Source organism: Microbacterium oleivorans (assembly GCF_001691565.1).
Lineage (GTDB): Bacteria > Actinomycetota > Actinomycetes > Actinomycetales > Microbacteriaceae > Microbacterium > Microbacterium oleivorans_B.
In genome coordinates, this window is record NZ_MAYO01000002.1 from 201,007 (window position 1) to 201,365 (window position 359).

1 protein-coding gene is annotated in these 359 nt (G+C 68.2%); it reads left to right on the forward strand.

Features of this window, described 5'->3' with window-relative positions; translation table 11 throughout:
• A partial coding sequence (locus BBA86_RS14650) for a hypothetical protein (RefSeq protein WP_223246988.1) occupies nt 1-359 on the forward strand: 359 nt, incomplete at both ends.

Consider the following 359-nt stretch of genomic DNA (forward strand, 5'->3'; position numbering starts at 1 on the left):
GTGGTGTCGTTGGCGAAGGGTGCGAAGGTCACGATCGTCGATTCGTATGCGGGGTGGCGTGCGGTGACCTCCGGTACCAAGACGGGGTGGGTGCTCGCGTCTGCGGTGACCACCGTGCCGGTGTCGATGTTCACGACGGATGTGGTGCATCTGCGTCCGCAGAAGGCGCAGAGCGGGATGGCGGCGACGGCGCGTAAGGGTGAGCAGGTCTCGGTCGTGAAGGTCGAGGGTGCGTGGACTCAGGTGACGTTGGGCGCGGCGACGGGCTGGGTGGACAGCAAGCGGCTGGTGGCGAAGAAGCCGTCGGTGTCTGCGCCGGTGTCGGCGACGACGACGGCGGCGGTCACTGTTCGGGCGGG